Raw genomic sequence first — 13943 nt, 5'->3', positions numbered from 1 at the left:
ATGCCAAGGTCTCTTAAAAAAGGTCCTTTCGTCGACGACCATCTGTACAAGAAGGTCGAGAAGGCTCAGGAATCCGGCGACCGCCGCGTCATCAAGACCTGGTCCCGTCGTTCCACCATCCTTCCTGAAATGGTAGGCCTTACCTTCGCGGTACATAACGGCAAGAAGTTCATTCCTGTTTTCGTTACTGAAAACATGGTAGGGCACAAGGTGGGCGAATTTGCTCCCACTCGTACCTACTACGGCCACGCAGCCGACAAGAAGAGCAAGGCCAAGCGCTAGGTAGGTGAGTACTATGCAAGCCCAAGCTACAGCAAAGTTTATCCGCGTGTCCCCGCGCAAGACCCGTCTCGTTGCACGCAACGTGAACGGTCTTCCCGTGGAAGACGCACTTAATATCCTGAAGCTTACCCCGCAGAAAGCTGCCGGAATCATCTACAAGGTGCTTCATTCCGCAGTGGCCAACGCAGAGCAGATGCCCGGCGTTGACGTGGACGCGATGGTAGTCAAGCAGGTTATCGTTAACGAAGGTCCTACCTGGAAGCGTTTTATGCCCCGTGCACAAGGTCGTGCCACGAGCATCAAGAAGCGCACCAGCCACATCACTGTAATTCTTGAAGAAAATTAGGATACAGTTATGGGTCAAAAAGTACATCCGTACGGATTCCGCCTCGGGTACAACAAGAATTGGAAGTCCCGCTGGTACAGCAAAAAGGAATACCCGGCCTTCGTTTACGAAGACGACAAGATTCGCAAGTATGTGAAGAAGGCCCTGTTCCATGCCGGCATCGCCAGCATTGAACTTGAGCGCGCCGGTGGTAAGGTTCGTCTGATTCTCTCCACTGCACGCCCCGGTATTGTTATCGGTCGCAAGGGTGTTGAAATCGAAAAGCTCCGCGCTGACCTTCGCAAGAAGTTCAACCGTGAGTTCTCCATCGAAGTCAACGAGATCCGTCGTCCTGAAATTGATGCCCAGTTGGTGGCAGAAAGCATCGCTCAGCAGCTTGAGCGCCGTGTTGCCTTCCGTCGCGCCATGAAGCGTACCGTTTCCATGGCTCGCAAGTTTGGCGCAGAAGGCATCAAGGTTGGTTGCGGCGGTCGTCTTGCCGGTGCAGAAATCGCACGTAGCGAATGGTACCGCGAAGGTCGCGTTCCGCTGCAGACTCTGCGCGCTGACATCGACTACGGCTTTGCCGAGGCCTCTACCACTTACGGCATCATCGGCGTCAAGGTCTGGATCTTCAAAGGTGAAATCCTTGACAGTGAGGTAATGCAGTAATGCTGATGCCCAAAAGATCTAAATTCCGTAAGCACCAGACTGGCCGCCTGAAGGGTAAGGCCCTTCGCGGTAACAGCGTTGCTTTCGGTGATGTAGGCTTGAAGGCGTTGGAACATGGCAAGCTTTCCAACCAGCAGATTGAAGCTGCACGTATTGCCATGATCCGTCACATCAAGCGTGGTGGCCAGGTTTGGATTCGCGTCTTCCCCGACCGTGTCAAGACCAGCAAGCCTCTTGAAGTTCGTCAGGGTAAAGGTAAGGGTGCTCCCTGCGGTTGGTACGCCCCCGTAAAGCCCGGCCGCGTTCTGTACGAAATCAAGGGTGTTGATATTGAACTCGCTAAGGAAGCACTTTCCCGTGCTGCCTACAAGCTCCCCATCAAGACCGCTATCGTGGTAAAGGAGGGGATCTAATATATGAAGACTGCAGAATTGAGAAAGCTGAGCGCCGAAGAGCTGAAGACCAAGCTCGAAGAATCCCGCAAGGAACTCTTCGACCTGCGCTTCAAGCATGCTACCGCACAGCTTCAGAAGACCTCCGGATTGCCGGAAACCAAGCGCAACATTGCGCGTATACTGACTATCCTGAAAGAAAAGGGAGCGTAGTATGTCCGAAGCTATCGTAAAGCAAAACGGCAGAACGCTCGTTGGCACTGTTGTAAGCGACAAGAACGACAAGACCATCGTTGTTCGTGTTGAAACTCTGGTTAAGCACCCCCTGCTGAAGAAGTACATCCGCCGCAGGAAAAAGTTCACCGCACATGATCCGCAGAACGAATGCGGCATGGGTGACAAGGTGAAGATCGTTGAGTTTCGTCCGCTCAGCCGCAACAAGCGCTGGCATCTGGTATCCATTTTGGAAAAAGCCGTTTAGGGGTTAACGATGATCCAGGTAGAATCTACTCTTGAAGTAGCCGACAATTCCGGTGCCAAGAAGGTTGCCTGCATCAAGGTACTCGGTGGTTCTCACCGCCGCTATGCCTCCGTGGGCGATATCATCGTTGTCTCCGTGAAAGAGGCTATACCTCATGCTAAGGTAAAGAAAGGGGATGTGATGAAGGCAGTTATCGTGCGTACGAAGAAAGAAATTCGTCGCGCCGATGGTTCCTACATCAAGTTCGACACCAACGCTGCTGTGGTTCTGTCCAAGCAGGGTGAGCCTGTCGGCACCCGTATCTTCGGACCCGTTGCCCGCGAACTGCGCGGTAAGGGTTTCATGAAGATCGTATCCCTCGCACCTGAGGTTCTGTAGGAGATAACCATGAAGCAGTATCGTATTCACAAAGACGACAAAGTAATGGTTGTCTCCGGTAAGGATAAGGGCAAGATCGGCAAGGTTCTCAAGATCCTTCGCAAGAAGGACCGAGTACTTGTTGAGCAGGTAAACGTGGTAAAGCGCCACACCAAGGCTAACCCTTACCTGCAGCAGCCCGGCGGCATTGTCGAAAAGGAAATGCCCATCCACGTTTCCAACGTGATGGTCATGTGTGACGCTTGCGCCAGCCCCACTAAGGTTGGCTACCGTTACACCGAAGACGGCAAAAAAGTCCGTTTCTGCAAAAAGTGCAACGAAATCATTGGATAGGGTGAAAGACGATGAACCGTCTGCAAAAGATCTATATGGAAACTGTGGTGCCGGCCCTGCAGAAGGAGTTCCAGTATAAGAGCTCCATGCAGGTTCCCGGGCTGGAAAAGATCTCCCTGAACATCGGCCTTGGCGAAGCAAGCAACAACAACAAGCTTCTCGAAGAAGCCGTTAAGGAGCTCTCCGTCATTGCCGGGCAGAAGGCAGTTATCACCCGCGCAAAGAAGTCCATCGCTGCGTTCAAGCTGCGTGAAGGCATGCCCATCGGCTGCCGTGTAACGCTCCGCAAGGACATGATGTGGGACTTCTATGACAAGCTGGTAAACTTCGCGCTGCCCCGAGTCCGCGACTTCCGCGGGATTCCGGATCGTGGCTTTGATGGCCGTGGTAACTTTACCCTGGGCATCAAGGAGCACACTATCTTCCCCGAACTCGAAGTGGACCGCGTGGACAATCCGAAGGGTATGAACATCACTATCGTGACCACCGCGACCACTGACAAAGAAGGCAAGTTCCTGCTGGACCAGCTGGGCATGCCCTTCAAGAAGTAAGGAGAAACAGCCGTGTCTCGTACGTCGCTTGAAGTTAAAGCAAAGCGCAAGCCGAAGTTCAGTGCTCGCGCATACAACCGTTGTCCCATTTGTGGGCGTCCCCGCGCATACATGCGTAAGTTCGGCATCTGCCGTATCTGCTTCCGCAACATGTCTCTGCGTGGTGAACTGCCCGGTGTTCGCAAGTCGAGCTGGTAAAGTCACAAGGAGAATTACATGCTGACTGATCCTATTGCTGATATGCTGACGCGTATCCGCAACGCACACTTGGCCCTGCATCAGGAAGTGAGTGTGCCGCGCTCGAAGATGAAGGAAGCCATTGCCCTCATCCTCAAGGCAGAAGGTTACGTGAACGATTACACGGTAGGCGACCGTGAGATCAAGATTGCCCTCAAGTACCATCAGGGCAAGCCGGTTATCGCCGGTCTGAAGAAGATCTCCAAGCCTGGCCGTCGTGTTTACGTCGGTGCTCAGGAGATTCCCAAGGTTCAGAACGGCCTTGGAATCTGCATCCTGTCCACCTCCCGTGGTTTGCTCGAAGGTGGCGCTGCTAAAGACGCCAACACCGGCGGCGAACTTCTTTGTGAAATCTGGTAGCAGGTGCAGTCATGTCTCGAATCGGAAAACAGCCTATCCCGATCCCTTCCGGTGTTGAAGTAAAGATCGGTGCGGACGTTGTTGAGGTAAAGGGCCCCAAGGGCAGCCTTTCTACTCCTGTCGAAGCGTGCCTGAACTACGAAATGGCCGACGGCCACGTAGTACTCACCCGCAAGAATGAGACCCGTCAGGCCAGTGCTCAGCACGGCCTGCGTCGTACTCTTCTTGCCAACTGCATCGAAGGCGTTTCCAAGGGTTATTCCAAGACCCTGGAAGTCATCGGCGTTGGCTTCAAGGTCGCAGTGAAGGGCAGCTCCATTGAACTTGCCGTTGGTTTCTCCCACCCCGTAGTTGTTGAGCTCCCCAAGGGACTCGAAGCTAAGGCTGAAGGGAACAAGCTGACCGTATCCGGCGCAGACAAGCAGCTCGTTGGCGAGTTTGCAGCGTCTATCCGCCGTATCCGCAAGCCTGAACCGTACAAGGGCAAGGGCATTAAGTACGAAAATGAGCAGATCCGCCGCAAGGCCGGTAAGTCTGCAGGTAAATAGGCAGGTATAGACAAATGAAGTCCAAGAACGAAAAAAGGCTGCGCCGCAAGGTCCGCATCCGCAAAAAGATCTCCGGTACTGCGGAGCGTCCCCGTCTGGTCGTCTTCAGGTCTAACCTGCATATCTACGCCCAGCTGGTGGACGATCAGATTGGTGCGACCGTTGCGTCCGCTTCCACTCTGGCCCTTGGCAAGGATGGTGAAACCTTGAAGGCTAACAAGATCGGCGCTGGTAAAGTTGGTGCCGAAATTGCCCGCCTCGCCAAGGAAAAGGACATCGCGCGCGTGGTGTTCGACCGTAACGGCTACATCTATCACGGCAGCATCAAGGCAATCGCTGACGCAGCTCGTGAAGCTGGCCTGGAATTCTAACAGGTATAGGTATTGGCATGGAACAGAACGAACTCGGCTTAATTGAGAAGATTGTCTCTCTCAACCGCGTAGCAAAGGTTGTGAAAGGCGGCCGTCGTTTCAGCTTCAGCGCCCTTGTAGTCGTTGGGGATGGTAAGGGTTCCGTAGGTTTCGGTCTGGGCAAGGCCCAGGAAGTTCCGGAAGCCCTCCGCAAGGCCACCGAGCGCGCGAAGAAGGACATGGTTGAAATTCCCTTGGTGGACGGCACTCTGCCGTACGAAGTGCTCGGCGAATTCGGCGCAGGCCGCGTTCTGCTGAAGCCCGCTTCCAAGGGTACCGGCATCATCGCCGGCGGTGCAGTTCGCGCCGTCATGGAAGCTGTTGGTGTGCACGACGTGCTTGCAAAGGCTATCGGCACCAACAACCCCCACAACGTACTGCGTGCTGCAGTCGCTGGTCTCACTTCCCTGCGCAGCGCCGAGTATGTGAGCGAGCTGCGCGGCAAAAAGCTTGAAGCTCCCAGGAAGTAAGGATTACGACCATGATCAAGGTAAAGCTTGTACGCAGCCGGATCGCAACCACGCCGAAACAGCGCCAGGCTCTGGACGCTCTCGGCCTGAAGAAGATCCGTCAGGAAAAGCAGTTTGAGGACAATGCCGCAGTACGCGGTAATATTGCCAAAGTATCCCATCTGGTGGAGGTCACGGAGTAATGCAGCTTCACGAACTCTATCCCTTTGCTGAAGAACGCAAGGCCCGCAAACGCGTAGGTCGCGGTTCCGGCTCCGGCTTGGGTAAGACTGCTGGCAAGGGTCACAAGGGTCAGAACGCTCGAGCCGGCGGCGGAAAGGGTCCCGGCTTCGAAGGCGGCCAGATGCCTCTGCAGCGTCGTCTTCCCAAGCGTGGCTTCTCCAACTATCGTTTCAAGAACACCTACGATGTAGTGAATCTTGATCGTCTGGCAGAAGTATTCGCTGAGAAGGGCGAAGTGTCTCTTGAAGACATCTACGCAAGCGGTCTCGCTACCAACGGTGCTGCCGTTAAGGTTCTCGGTCGTGGAGAGATCTCTGTGGCCCTGAAGGTAGAAGCACACAAGTTCAGTGCTTCCGCCGTTGAGAAAATCCAAAACGCCGGCGGCGAAGCCAAGGCGCTTGAAGGGTAGGTAAAACGTGGCGCTCAGTGGTGTTGAGAACCTGGCAAGAATGCCAGAACTGAAGAAGAAGTTGATGTGGACGTTCCTGTTGCTCGCCTTCTACCGTGTCGGGATTCATGTCCCGGTGCCCGGCGTAGACACTGCCGCTCTCGTTGAATTCTTCGCCAGCGTCCAAAACACCCTGTTCGGCATGTTTGACATGTTTTCCGGGGGCGGACTTCGAAATCTTTCGATCTTCGCCCTCGGTATCATGCCCTATATCTCCGCTTCCATTATCATTCAGTTGCTCCAGGTGGTTTCACCTGACCTGAAGCGTATTGCGAAGGAAGAGGGGGCAGCCGGGCGTAAGAAGCTTACGCAGTGGACCCGCTATCTGACGGTGGTCATCACCGTCATGCAGGGGTTCGGTATCGCTATGGGTCTGGAAAGTATGACCAGCCCCACAGGTGCTCCGGTTGTTCTTACTGCCGGGTGGGGATTCCGTCTCATCACTATCCTCACGCTTACCGCTGGAACCGTGCTGATCATGTGGATCGGTGAACAGATTACTGAAAAGGGTGTGGGCAATGGCATTTCCCTCATCATCTTTTCGGGTATCGTCGCTGGTCTTCCCGGTGCGATTCTCAAGTCCTTCAATCTTATCGGTGCCGGTGAACTCTCCATCTTCATGGGGATCATCATTCTGGCACTGATGCCGATTGTGCTCGGCGCCATAGTCTTCATGGAGCGTGGTCAACGTCGTATTCCGATCCATTACGCCAAACGGCAGATGGGTCGTAAGATGTTCGGCGGGCAGACCACTCATCTGCCGCTGCGAATCAACACCGCCGGTGTTATTCCGCCCATCTTCGCCTCGAGCTTGCTGATGTTCCCCGCGACCATCGGCTCCTTCGCTCCCGGCAACGAGATGCTGCAGCAGATTACTTCGTGGTTCGCTCCCACGACCATTCTCTATAATATCCTGTTTGTTGCCCTGGTTGTTTTCTTCTGCTTCTTCTATACGGCGATCATCTTTGATCCCAAGGATATTGCCGAGAACCTGAAGAACTCCGGCGGCTTCATTCCTGGTATCCGCCCCGGCGGGAAGACTCGTGACTACATAGATAAGGTGCTCAGCCGCATTACGCTGTGGGGTGCCTTCTATATCGCCGCGGTATGTGTGCTTCCGATGGCCCTGATTTCATGGGCGAACGTTCCGTTCTACTTCGGTGGCACCAGCCTGCTCATCGTTGTGGGGGTAGCCATGGACTTCATGTCCCAGGTTGAATCCCATATGATTTCCCGTCAGTATGAAGGACTCATGAACAAGTCCAGAATCAAGGGAAGGCAGTAGGTTGAAAAAGTTTCGCGGTGTTTTTCTGAAGAATGACAAAGAGATTGGCCTCCTGCGGGAGGCCAATCGAATTGTGGCAACGATTCTTGACGTTCTTGGTGAGCACGTGCGTCCGGGCGTCAAGACTATGTTCTTTGAAGATCTCACGCAGAATTTGTGTAAGCAGTTCGGTGTGAGGCCTGCGTTTCAGGGATACTGCGGATTCCCCTATGCACTGTGCTGTTCGGTTAACGAAGAGATTGTGCACGGGTTTCCTTCGCAGCGGGTGTTGCAGGAAGGCGACATAGTCAGCTTTGATATGGGAGTTATCTACAACGGGTTTTATGGCGATTCAGCCAGAACATATCCGGTAGGTACCGTTTCCGAAGAGGCTGACAGGTTGATGACCGTAACGCGTGAATCTCTGATGCTCGGAATAGAGCAGGCTGTTAATGGCAATTCCTTGTATGACATTTCCCGTGCCGTACAGAAGCATGTCGAAGCTAATGGATTCGGTGTGGTTCGGCGGTTTGTGGGACACGGTATCGGTACCAGGCTGCATGAGCGGCCCGAGATTCCGAACTTTGTTCCTCCGGGGCTGCCGGGAGTTCCGCTGAAGGTCGGCATGGTACTGGCGATAGAGCCTATGGTTACTGTCGGTTCGTACGATGTGGACATTCTTGAGGACAACTGGACGGCTGTTACCAAGGACCGGAAACTCTCTGCTCACTTTGAACATAGTGTTGCCATCACAGCAAACGGACCTGAGATTCTCAGCTTGTCCGAATAAATAACGTCAATATGATGAAAATTGTATTGACGGCTTACGGAACAGGATGGTACTGACCTCCGTTCCGGCAGCCGGAGTGCTGCCGTGAGTTTTGTTGTGTCAGAACGATCCCAGACTTATGGAGTCTATCATGAAAGTCAGGCCTTCTGTCAAAAAGATGTGCCCAAAGTGCAAGGTAATTCGGCGCAAGGGCACCCTTAGAGTCATTTGCGAAAACCCCCGGCACAAGCAGCGCCAGGGCTAAGCGAAGCAGGAGTAGATTGTGGCTCGAATTGCTGGTGTTGACCTCCCCAGAGGCAAGCGGGTGGATATCGCCCTGACCTACATCTTCGGTATCGGCCGTTACACTGCGCTCCAGATCCTCGACACCACCGGTGTTGACTGGACCCGTAGTGCTGACGACCTCACCGCAGAAGAAGTCAACGAAATCCGCAAGGAAATCGAAACCAACTACAAGGTTGAAGGCGATCTCCGCCGCGAAGTGTCCTCTAACATCAAGCGTCTGATGGATATCGGGTGTTACCGTGGTCTTCGTCATCGTCGTGGGCTGCCAGTAAATGGCCAGCGCACCAAGACCAACTCCCGTACCCGTAAGGGTCCCCGTCGCGCTGTTGTCGGCAAGAAGAAGAAGTAAGTTCCTACACGGATCTTAGGATCAGGCGTGGAATCTCTCCCGAGCCACAGGGATCTATGAAAATTTCCCATTGGCCCGGCGTTCACGGCTTAGTCATGACTGAGCTCGTACGAGGTTCCAACCCCGTCCATCAATCATTCAGTTGAGAGAGTATAGTTATGGCTAGACCCAAACGCGCGGGCAAGAAGAAAGAAAAGAAGAACATTCCCGTAGGGATCGCCCATATCCAGGCTACCTTCAACAACACCATTATCACCTTTACGGACACTAGGGGTAATGCTGTAAGCTGGTCTTCCGCAGGCCAGAGCGGCTTCAAGGGCTCTCGTAAGTCCACCCCGTTCGCCGCACAGGTCGCCGCCGAATCTGCAGCCAAGAAGGCGCAGGAAAACGGTATGCGCACCGTCGGCATTTACGTCAAAGGACCCGGCTCCGGTCGTGAAGCTGCAATGCGTGCTGTAAATGCCGCCGGCTTCAAGGTCGCGTTTATTCGTGACGTAACCCCCATCCCCCACAACGGTTGCCGCCCGCCTAAGCGTCGCCGCGTCTAGTAGGAGGATAGTGTCTTGGCTAAGTATAATGGTTCCAAGTGCCGCATTTGTCGGCGTGAAGGTTCTAAACTGTTCCTGAAGGGTGATCGCTGCTACACTGACAAATGCGCTTTCGACCGCCGCCCCTATGCCCCGGGCGCAGCTGGTCGTGCACGCAAGAAGGTGAGCGACTACGCACTGCAGCTTCGTGAGAAGCAGAAAGTTCGTCGTATGTACGGCGTTCTGGAAAAGCAGTTCCGCGGTTATTTTGAAAAGGCTGACATGCAGAAGGGTGTAACTGGTTTCAACCTGCTCGCCCTGCTTGAACGCCGTCTTGACAACGTTATCTACCGCCTCGGCTTTGCCAACTCCCGTCAGCAGGCTCGCCAGATGGTTCGTCACGGTGTGTTCTCTATGAACGACCACAAGGCCAACATTCCCTCCATGCAGGTGAAGGTAGGCGACGTGATCGTTGTTAATGAGAAGCATCGCAAGAATCCGGTTCTGGCAGAAGCACAGGACGTGATCGCACGTCGTGGCTGCCCGACCTGGCTGGAAGTGGACGGTCCCAATTTCAAGGGTACCGTTAAGGCTCTGCCTCAGCGCGAAGACATTCAGTTCCCCATCAACGAACAGCTGATTGTCGAGCTTTACTCCAAATAAGCGGGTATAAAGCATGCTCATCAAACAAGGCGACAGGACGATCAATACGCGAAACTGGTCTGAACTGGTTAAACCTGAAACCATCACCCGCTCCGGTGATGCCGATACCCAGTACGGCAAGTTCGTTTGCGAACCGCTGGAACGTGGCTACGGCAACACCATCGGTAATGCTCTTCGTCGTGTACTGCTCGCATCGCTTCAGGGCGCAGCTATTGTCGCTGTGAAGATTTCCGGTGTACAGCACGAGTTCACCACCATCGAAGGTGTGCTGGAAGACGTGACCGACGTGATTCTGAACCTGAAGCAAATCAGGTTCGGCATGGATACGGAAGAGCCACAGAAGATTGCGTTCACCGTAAATCAGAAGGGTCCCATTACTGCTGCTGCCATTCCCGGCAACCAGCACGTGATGGTGCTCAACCCTGATCTGCACCTCTTTACCCTCACCGAGGACAAGGAACTTACCTTCGAACTCGAAGTGAGAATGGGTAAGGGCTATGTGCCGGCTGACATGCACGAAGGACTCGGTGACGAGATCGGGCTTATCGCTCTCGATGCCAGCTTCGCGCCTGTACGCAAGGTTGCCTACGCCGTTGAGCAGGCTCGCGTTGGGCAGATGACGAACTATGACAAGCTCATTCTTCAGGTATGGACCGACGGTTCTATTTCCCCTGAAGATGCCATCGCATACAGCGCGAAGATCATTAAGGACCAGATCTCTGTGTTCATCAACTTCGATGAGCGCATCTCCGAAGAAGAGTCCAGCTCTTCTTCCGCAGACAGCGGTGTGAATGAAAATCTCTTCAAGGGCATTGATGAACTCGAACTTTCCGTTCGTGCCACCAACTGCCTGAAGAGCGCAAACATCACCCTCGTTGGCGAACTGGTTCAGCGCTCCGAATCTGAAATGCTGAAGACCAAGAACTTCGGTCGCAAGTCTCTCGACGAAATCCGTCGCGTACTCTGCGAAATGGATCTGGACTTCGGTATGCAGGTTGATGGATTTGAGAAGAAATACCAGGATTGGTTGAAGAGGAAGCAGCAAAATGAGGCATAGCAATTCCGGAAAGAAGTTGAGCAGGACTCCCGCTCATCGCAAGGCCATGTTCCGCAACATGGCTAAGTCCCTGCTGACTCATTATAAGCTTCGTACCACTGAAGTTAAGGCCAAAAACCTTCGCAGCGTTGTAGAGCCCCTGATCACTCTGGCCCTCCGCAACGACCTGCATGCTCGCCGTCAGGCATATAGCGTTCTTGGCTCTCACCAGCTGGTGAAGAAGCTCTTTGATGAAATCGGCCCTCTCTATGTCGGTGTTCCCGGCGGCTACACCCGCGTTCTGAAGCTCGGCGCAAACCGCCGCGGTGACAACGCACCCATGGCCGTAATAGAGTTGACCCGTAAGCCCGGCGAATCCGTTGAGGCAGCCCAGGTTGAACCCAAGGTTGCCAAGGAAGAAGCCGTGAAGCAGGCTGTGGCCGCAGCAGAAGCTGCAGCCAAGGCTGAATAGTCAGAATCAGCTGACCCCACCGGGTCGCTGTTACTGAAGCTTATTAAGACCGCTGTGTTCGCACAGCGGTCTTTTTGCTTTTGTCGTAGTCTTATTGTTTGTGCCTCTTGTGTTATTGGAAAAACCGATGTAACGCATAGTCATGATCGATTTCAGAAAGCTCGAAGCATTTTGCAAGGTGTATGAGTTGAAGAGCTTTTCCCAAGCCGGAAAAGAGCTCTTTCTTTCGCAGCCGACCATCAGCGCGCATGTTCTGTCTCTTGAGAAAGAACTTGAGGTTCAGCTTCTGGACCGCATGGGGCGTATGGTTCTGCCCACAGCTGCCGGGGAAGTGCTGTATCAGTACGCCCGGCAGGCCTTTGCCAGTATAGAGGCCGCCAAGGCTGAAATTACGCAGTTGCAGGATGAAATTACCGGTCATTTTATTGTCGGCGGTAGTACCATTCCGGCGCATTATCTTATCCCTCCAATAATCTCCGGCTTCATGAAGCGACATCCCGGCGTGACCATGGAGCTTAAGGTGGGCGATTCCTCGCGCATCATTGAAATGGTTACCGAGGGGGAATTGACGTTGGGAATCGTCGGTGCTCAGGACACCCATCCCGAATTGGCCTATACCCCCATCATTGACGACGAGCTTGTCTTCATTGCCCCTACGGACCTGTTTCCTGACGGCACCACCCTCAGCAGCAAGGATCTGGGACGTTATCCGTGGATCATGCGCGAGAGCGGCTCAGGCACTCGTAAGAGTTTTACACGGGTTCTCGCGGATAAGGGCGTTGACGTGCGCCGTTTTTCCGCAGGGCTTACCGTTGATTCCACACAGGCTGTTTTGCAATGCGTAAAGGCAGGTCTGGGCGTAAGCATGACTTCGCGACTGGCCGTTTCCGACATGGTTGATCGTGGAGAGTTGCGGATTATTCCGTTGACAGATGTGGTTGTACGCAGGCAATTCTACTGTGTGCATCACGCCAAGAGGCATTTCTTCCCCGCAGTCACCGGTTTTGTTCACTATCTCAAGGAAAAGACCAAGCAACTTCGGAACACGCAGGCATGACAGTTTCCAGACCCACACTGGTTGATAAGGTCAAGGCGGCAGGTTGAGCTGCCAAAATAGCTCCGGGGGACCTGGAGCAGATTCTGGCTTCACTGCCGAAGGATGATTCCGCAGGGCAGGGCAGGGTGATTACCGGCACTTCGAATAACGAAGATGCCGCCATTCTGCATTTTCCTGCAGGCAAGGCCTTGGTGCAGACCCTTGATTTCTTCACCCCTATCGTAAACGATCCCTATCGTTTTGGTCAGATAGCCGCAGCCAATTCCCTTTCCGATGTCTACGCCATGGGCGGTGAACCGTGGTGTGCCATGAATATTGTGTGCTTTCCCGTGAAGACGATGCCCAAGGACATGCTGCGGGACATCATTCTCGGGGGGTATGACAAGATTCGGGAGGCGGGCGCTGTTCTGGCCGGAGGACACAGTGTTGAGGACCCCGAGATCAAGTATGGTCTTTCTGTAACTGGCGTGATCGACCCGGACGGATATACCTCCAATGCCGCCTTGCGGCCTGGAGACGGGTTGATTCTCACGAAGCCCATAGGCACCGGCGTTATTGCCACTGCCATCAAGGGCGATTGGGAAGGCAAGGAGGCACTGGAAGATCTGCTCTACACATGGGCGGCGCATTTGAATGACCGGAGCGGCAGGGTTGTTCGCGAAATGCGGATCAAGGCCGTTACGGATATCACAGGCTTCGGTCTTGGCGGGCACCTGCTCGAAATGGCACGTGCTTCGGCATGCGAGGTTGCATTGTCCGTTGCTGCCATTCCTTTTCTGTCTGAAGCAGTAGAACTGGCCGGCATGGGAATGATTCCCGCAGGCAGTTACGCCAACAGGCAGCATTTCGCGCTTAGTACGACGGTGGACGATGCCGTCGATCCCTTGCTCCGTGATCTGGTGTTCGATGCGCAGACCTCTGGAGGATTGTTGCTTGCGGTTCCGCAGCAGCAGCTTGCCGAGGTTGTGAAGCGCCTTGAGGATGCCGGTGAGCTGGCCGCTGTTGTGGGCGAAGTGCTCGGTTCGCACAAGTGCGGGCACCTGAATATCCTCCCTTAGGCAGGAATACGCAAAAGCCTGTCTCCATACTACGATTTAGTGCACTCCGAGGCTTGAACTCTGCTTCGACTAATGGTACATCTTCGCGCCTTCTACGCGTTGACAGCGTCCATTGCGACGCTTAGTTTCGTGCAGCATCTTTCATGACTGCATGAACATGCAAGCAGTACATACCTGCGAGAATGGCGGAATTGGTAGACGCACTAGACTTAGGATCTAGCGGCTTAGCCGTGGGAGTTCGAGTCTCCCTTCTCGCACCAGATATTGACCGACAGGGCGGGGCGATGTTGCACCGTCCCGCTGTCGGTATTCCGCATATTTTGATTTTTTGCC

General features: G+C 54.1%; 26 protein-coding genes and 1 tRNA gene. All 27 read left to right on the top strand.

The genetic code is table 11. The annotated features are described in order from the left end of the window. Nucleotides 1-282 carry a 30S ribosomal protein S19 gene (rpsS, locus tag N1030_RS06460; RefSeq protein WP_265828402.1) on the top strand — a complete coding sequence of 94 codons (282 nt, stop codon included), beginning with the start codon at nt 1-3 and terminating at the stop codon, nt 280-282. A gap of 13 nt (nt 283-295) precedes the next feature. Further along, complete coding sequence (gene rplV / locus N1030_RS06455; protein ID WP_265828401.1) at nt 296-628, top strand: 50S ribosomal protein L22; 333 nt, start codon at nt 296-298, stop codon at nt 626-628. A gap of 9 nt (nt 629-637) precedes the next feature. Beyond that, the gene (rpsC, locus tag N1030_RS06450) at nt 638-1279 is read left to right on the top strand and encodes a 30S ribosomal protein S3 (protein WP_174405939.1); all 642 of its coding nucleotides are present in this window, start codon (nt 638-640) and stop codon (nt 1277-1279) included. Then, a complete protein-coding gene (rplP, locus tag N1030_RS06445) occupies nt 1279-1692 on the top strand; it encodes a 50S ribosomal protein L16 (protein ID WP_265828400.1) in 414 nt (137 codons plus the stop codon). The genes rpsC and rplP overlap by 1 nt, the downstream gene beginning before the upstream one ends. A 3-nt stretch (nt 1693-1695) precedes the next feature. Continuing rightward, the gene (gene rpmC / locus N1030_RS06440) at nt 1696-1884 is read left to right on the top strand and encodes a 50S ribosomal protein L29 (RefSeq protein WP_265828399.1); all 189 of its coding nucleotides are present in this window, start codon (nt 1696-1698) and stop codon (nt 1882-1884) included. Nucleotide 1885: 1 nt separating this feature from the next. Continuing rightward, nucleotides 1886-2152, top strand: a complete 267-nt coding sequence (rpsQ, locus tag N1030_RS06435) for a 30S ribosomal protein S17 (protein ID WP_174405936.1) — start codon at nt 1886-1888, stop codon at nt 2150-2152. A gap of 9 nt (nt 2153-2161) precedes the next feature. Then, nucleotides 2162-2530 (top strand): 50S ribosomal protein L14, encoded by a 369-nt coding sequence (gene rplN / locus N1030_RS06430; RefSeq protein WP_174405935.1) that lies wholly within the window; start codon nt 2162-2164, stop codon nt 2528-2530. Nucleotides 2531-2539: 9 nt separating this feature from the next. Continuing rightward, complete coding sequence (gene rplX, locus N1030_RS06425) at nt 2540-2863, top strand: 50S ribosomal protein L24 (protein WP_265828398.1); 324 nt, start codon at nt 2540-2542, stop codon at nt 2861-2863. Between the two features lie 11 nt (nt 2864-2874). Beyond that, on the top strand, nt 2875-3414 hold the full coding sequence (rplE, locus tag N1030_RS06420) for a 50S ribosomal protein L5 (protein ID WP_265828397.1): 540 nt from the start codon (nt 2875-2877) through the stop codon (nt 3412-3414). A 12-nt stretch (nt 3415-3426) separates the two neighbouring features. Further along, the gene (locus tag N1030_RS06415) at nt 3427-3612 is read left to right on the top strand and encodes a type Z 30S ribosomal protein S14 (protein ID WP_174405932.1); all 186 of its coding nucleotides are present in this window, start codon (nt 3427-3429) and stop codon (nt 3610-3612) included. Between the two features lie 18 nt (nt 3613-3630). Beyond that, nucleotides 3631-4011 carry a 30S ribosomal protein S8 gene (rpsH, locus tag N1030_RS06410; RefSeq protein ID WP_265828395.1) on the top strand — a complete coding sequence of 127 codons (381 nt, stop codon included), beginning with the start codon at nt 3631-3633 and terminating at the stop codon, nt 4009-4011. A gap of 11 nt (nt 4012-4022) precedes the next feature. Beyond that, the gene (gene rplF / locus N1030_RS06405; protein WP_265828394.1) at nt 4023-4559 is read left to right on the top strand and encodes a 50S ribosomal protein L6; all 537 of its coding nucleotides are present in this window, start codon (nt 4023-4025) and stop codon (nt 4557-4559) included. 14 nt (nt 4560-4573) lie between these two features. Then, the gene (gene rplR, locus N1030_RS06400; RefSeq protein WP_265828392.1) at nt 4574-4930 is read left to right on the top strand and encodes a 50S ribosomal protein L18; all 357 of its coding nucleotides are present in this window, start codon (nt 4574-4576) and stop codon (nt 4928-4930) included. A 17-nt stretch (nt 4931-4947) separates the two neighbouring features. Further along, entirely contained in the window at nt 4948-5439 is a 492-nt protein-coding gene (gene rpsE / locus N1030_RS06395; protein ID WP_265828391.1) for a 30S ribosomal protein S5, read from the top strand. An 11-nt stretch (nt 5440-5450) separates the two neighbouring features. Beyond that, nucleotides 5451-5621: a 50S ribosomal protein L30 gene (rpmD, locus tag N1030_RS06390; protein WP_265828390.1), complete on the top strand. Its 171-nt coding sequence runs from the start codon at nt 5451-5453 to the stop codon at nt 5619-5621. Next, nucleotides 5621-6070 carry a 50S ribosomal protein L15 gene (rplO, locus tag N1030_RS06385; RefSeq protein ID WP_265828389.1) on the top strand — a complete coding sequence of 150 codons (450 nt, stop codon included), beginning with the start codon at nt 5621-5623 and terminating at the stop codon, nt 6068-6070. The genes rpmD and rplO overlap by 1 nt, the downstream gene beginning before the upstream one ends. A 7-nt stretch (nt 6071-6077) precedes the next feature. After that, the gene (gene secY, locus N1030_RS06380; protein WP_265828387.1) at nt 6078-7394 is read left to right on the top strand and encodes a preprotein translocase subunit SecY; all 1317 of its coding nucleotides are present in this window, start codon (nt 6078-6080) and stop codon (nt 7392-7394) included. A 1-nt stretch (nt 7395) separates the two neighbouring features. Continuing rightward, nucleotides 7396-8163: a type I methionyl aminopeptidase gene (map, locus tag N1030_RS06375; protein ID WP_265828386.1), complete on the top strand. Its 768-nt coding sequence runs from the start codon at nt 7396-7398 to the stop codon at nt 8161-8163. A 130-nt stretch (nt 8164-8293) separates the two neighbouring features. Continuing rightward, nucleotides 8294-8407, top strand: a complete 114-nt coding sequence (gene rpmJ, locus N1030_RS06370; RefSeq protein WP_174405923.1) for a 50S ribosomal protein L36 — start codon at nt 8294-8296, stop codon at nt 8405-8407. An 18-nt stretch (nt 8408-8425) separates the two neighbouring features. Further along, the gene (gene rpsM / locus N1030_RS06365) at nt 8426-8797 is read left to right on the top strand and encodes a 30S ribosomal protein S13 (RefSeq protein WP_174405922.1); all 372 of its coding nucleotides are present in this window, start codon (nt 8426-8428) and stop codon (nt 8795-8797) included. Nucleotides 8798-8955: 158 nt separating this feature from the next. Further along, nucleotides 8956-9345, top strand: coding sequence for a 30S ribosomal protein S11 (rpsK, locus tag N1030_RS06360; protein ID WP_265828384.1), 390 nt, complete (start codon nt 8956-8958; stop codon nt 9343-9345). Between the two features lie 15 nt (nt 9346-9360). Then, on the top strand, nt 9361-9987 hold the full coding sequence (rpsD, locus tag N1030_RS06355; RefSeq protein ID WP_174405920.1) for a 30S ribosomal protein S4: 627 nt from the start codon (nt 9361-9363) through the stop codon (nt 9985-9987). A gap of 13 nt (nt 9988-10000) precedes the next feature. After that, entirely contained in the window at nt 10001-11044 is a 1044-nt protein-coding gene (locus N1030_RS06350; protein ID WP_265828382.1) for a DNA-directed RNA polymerase subunit alpha, read from the top strand. Continuing rightward, nucleotides 11034-11495 carry a 50S ribosomal protein L17 gene (rplQ, locus tag N1030_RS06345; RefSeq protein WP_265828381.1) on the top strand — a complete coding sequence of 154 codons (462 nt, stop codon included), beginning with the start codon at nt 11034-11036 and terminating at the stop codon, nt 11493-11495. The genes N1030_RS06350 and rplQ overlap by 11 nt, the downstream gene beginning before the upstream one ends. A 142-nt stretch (nt 11496-11637) precedes the next feature. Continuing rightward, on the top strand, nt 11638-12552 hold the full coding sequence (locus N1030_RS06340; protein ID WP_265828380.1) for a selenium metabolism-associated LysR family transcriptional regulator: 915 nt from the start codon (nt 11638-11640) through the stop codon (nt 12550-12552). Continuing rightward, a complete protein-coding gene (gene selD / locus N1030_RS06335) occupies nt 12549-13610 on the top strand; it encodes a selenide, water dikinase SelD (RefSeq protein WP_265828378.1) in 1062 nt (353 codons plus the stop codon). The genes N1030_RS06340 and selD overlap by 4 nt, the downstream gene beginning before the upstream one ends. Nucleotides 13611-13786: 176 nt before the next feature. Next, nucleotides 13787-13870: transfer RNA gene (locus N1030_RS06330), tRNA-Leu, on the top strand. Nucleotides 13871-13943 lie beyond the last annotated feature (73 nt).

The sequence above is a fragment of the Desulfovibrio mangrovi genome (assembly GCF_026230175.1).
GTDB classification, from domain to species: Bacteria; Desulfobacterota; Desulfovibrionia; order Desulfovibrionales; family Desulfovibrionaceae; genus Halodesulfovibrio; species Halodesulfovibrio mangrovi.
This window is presented reverse-complemented; position numbering and strand designations above follow the sequence as displayed.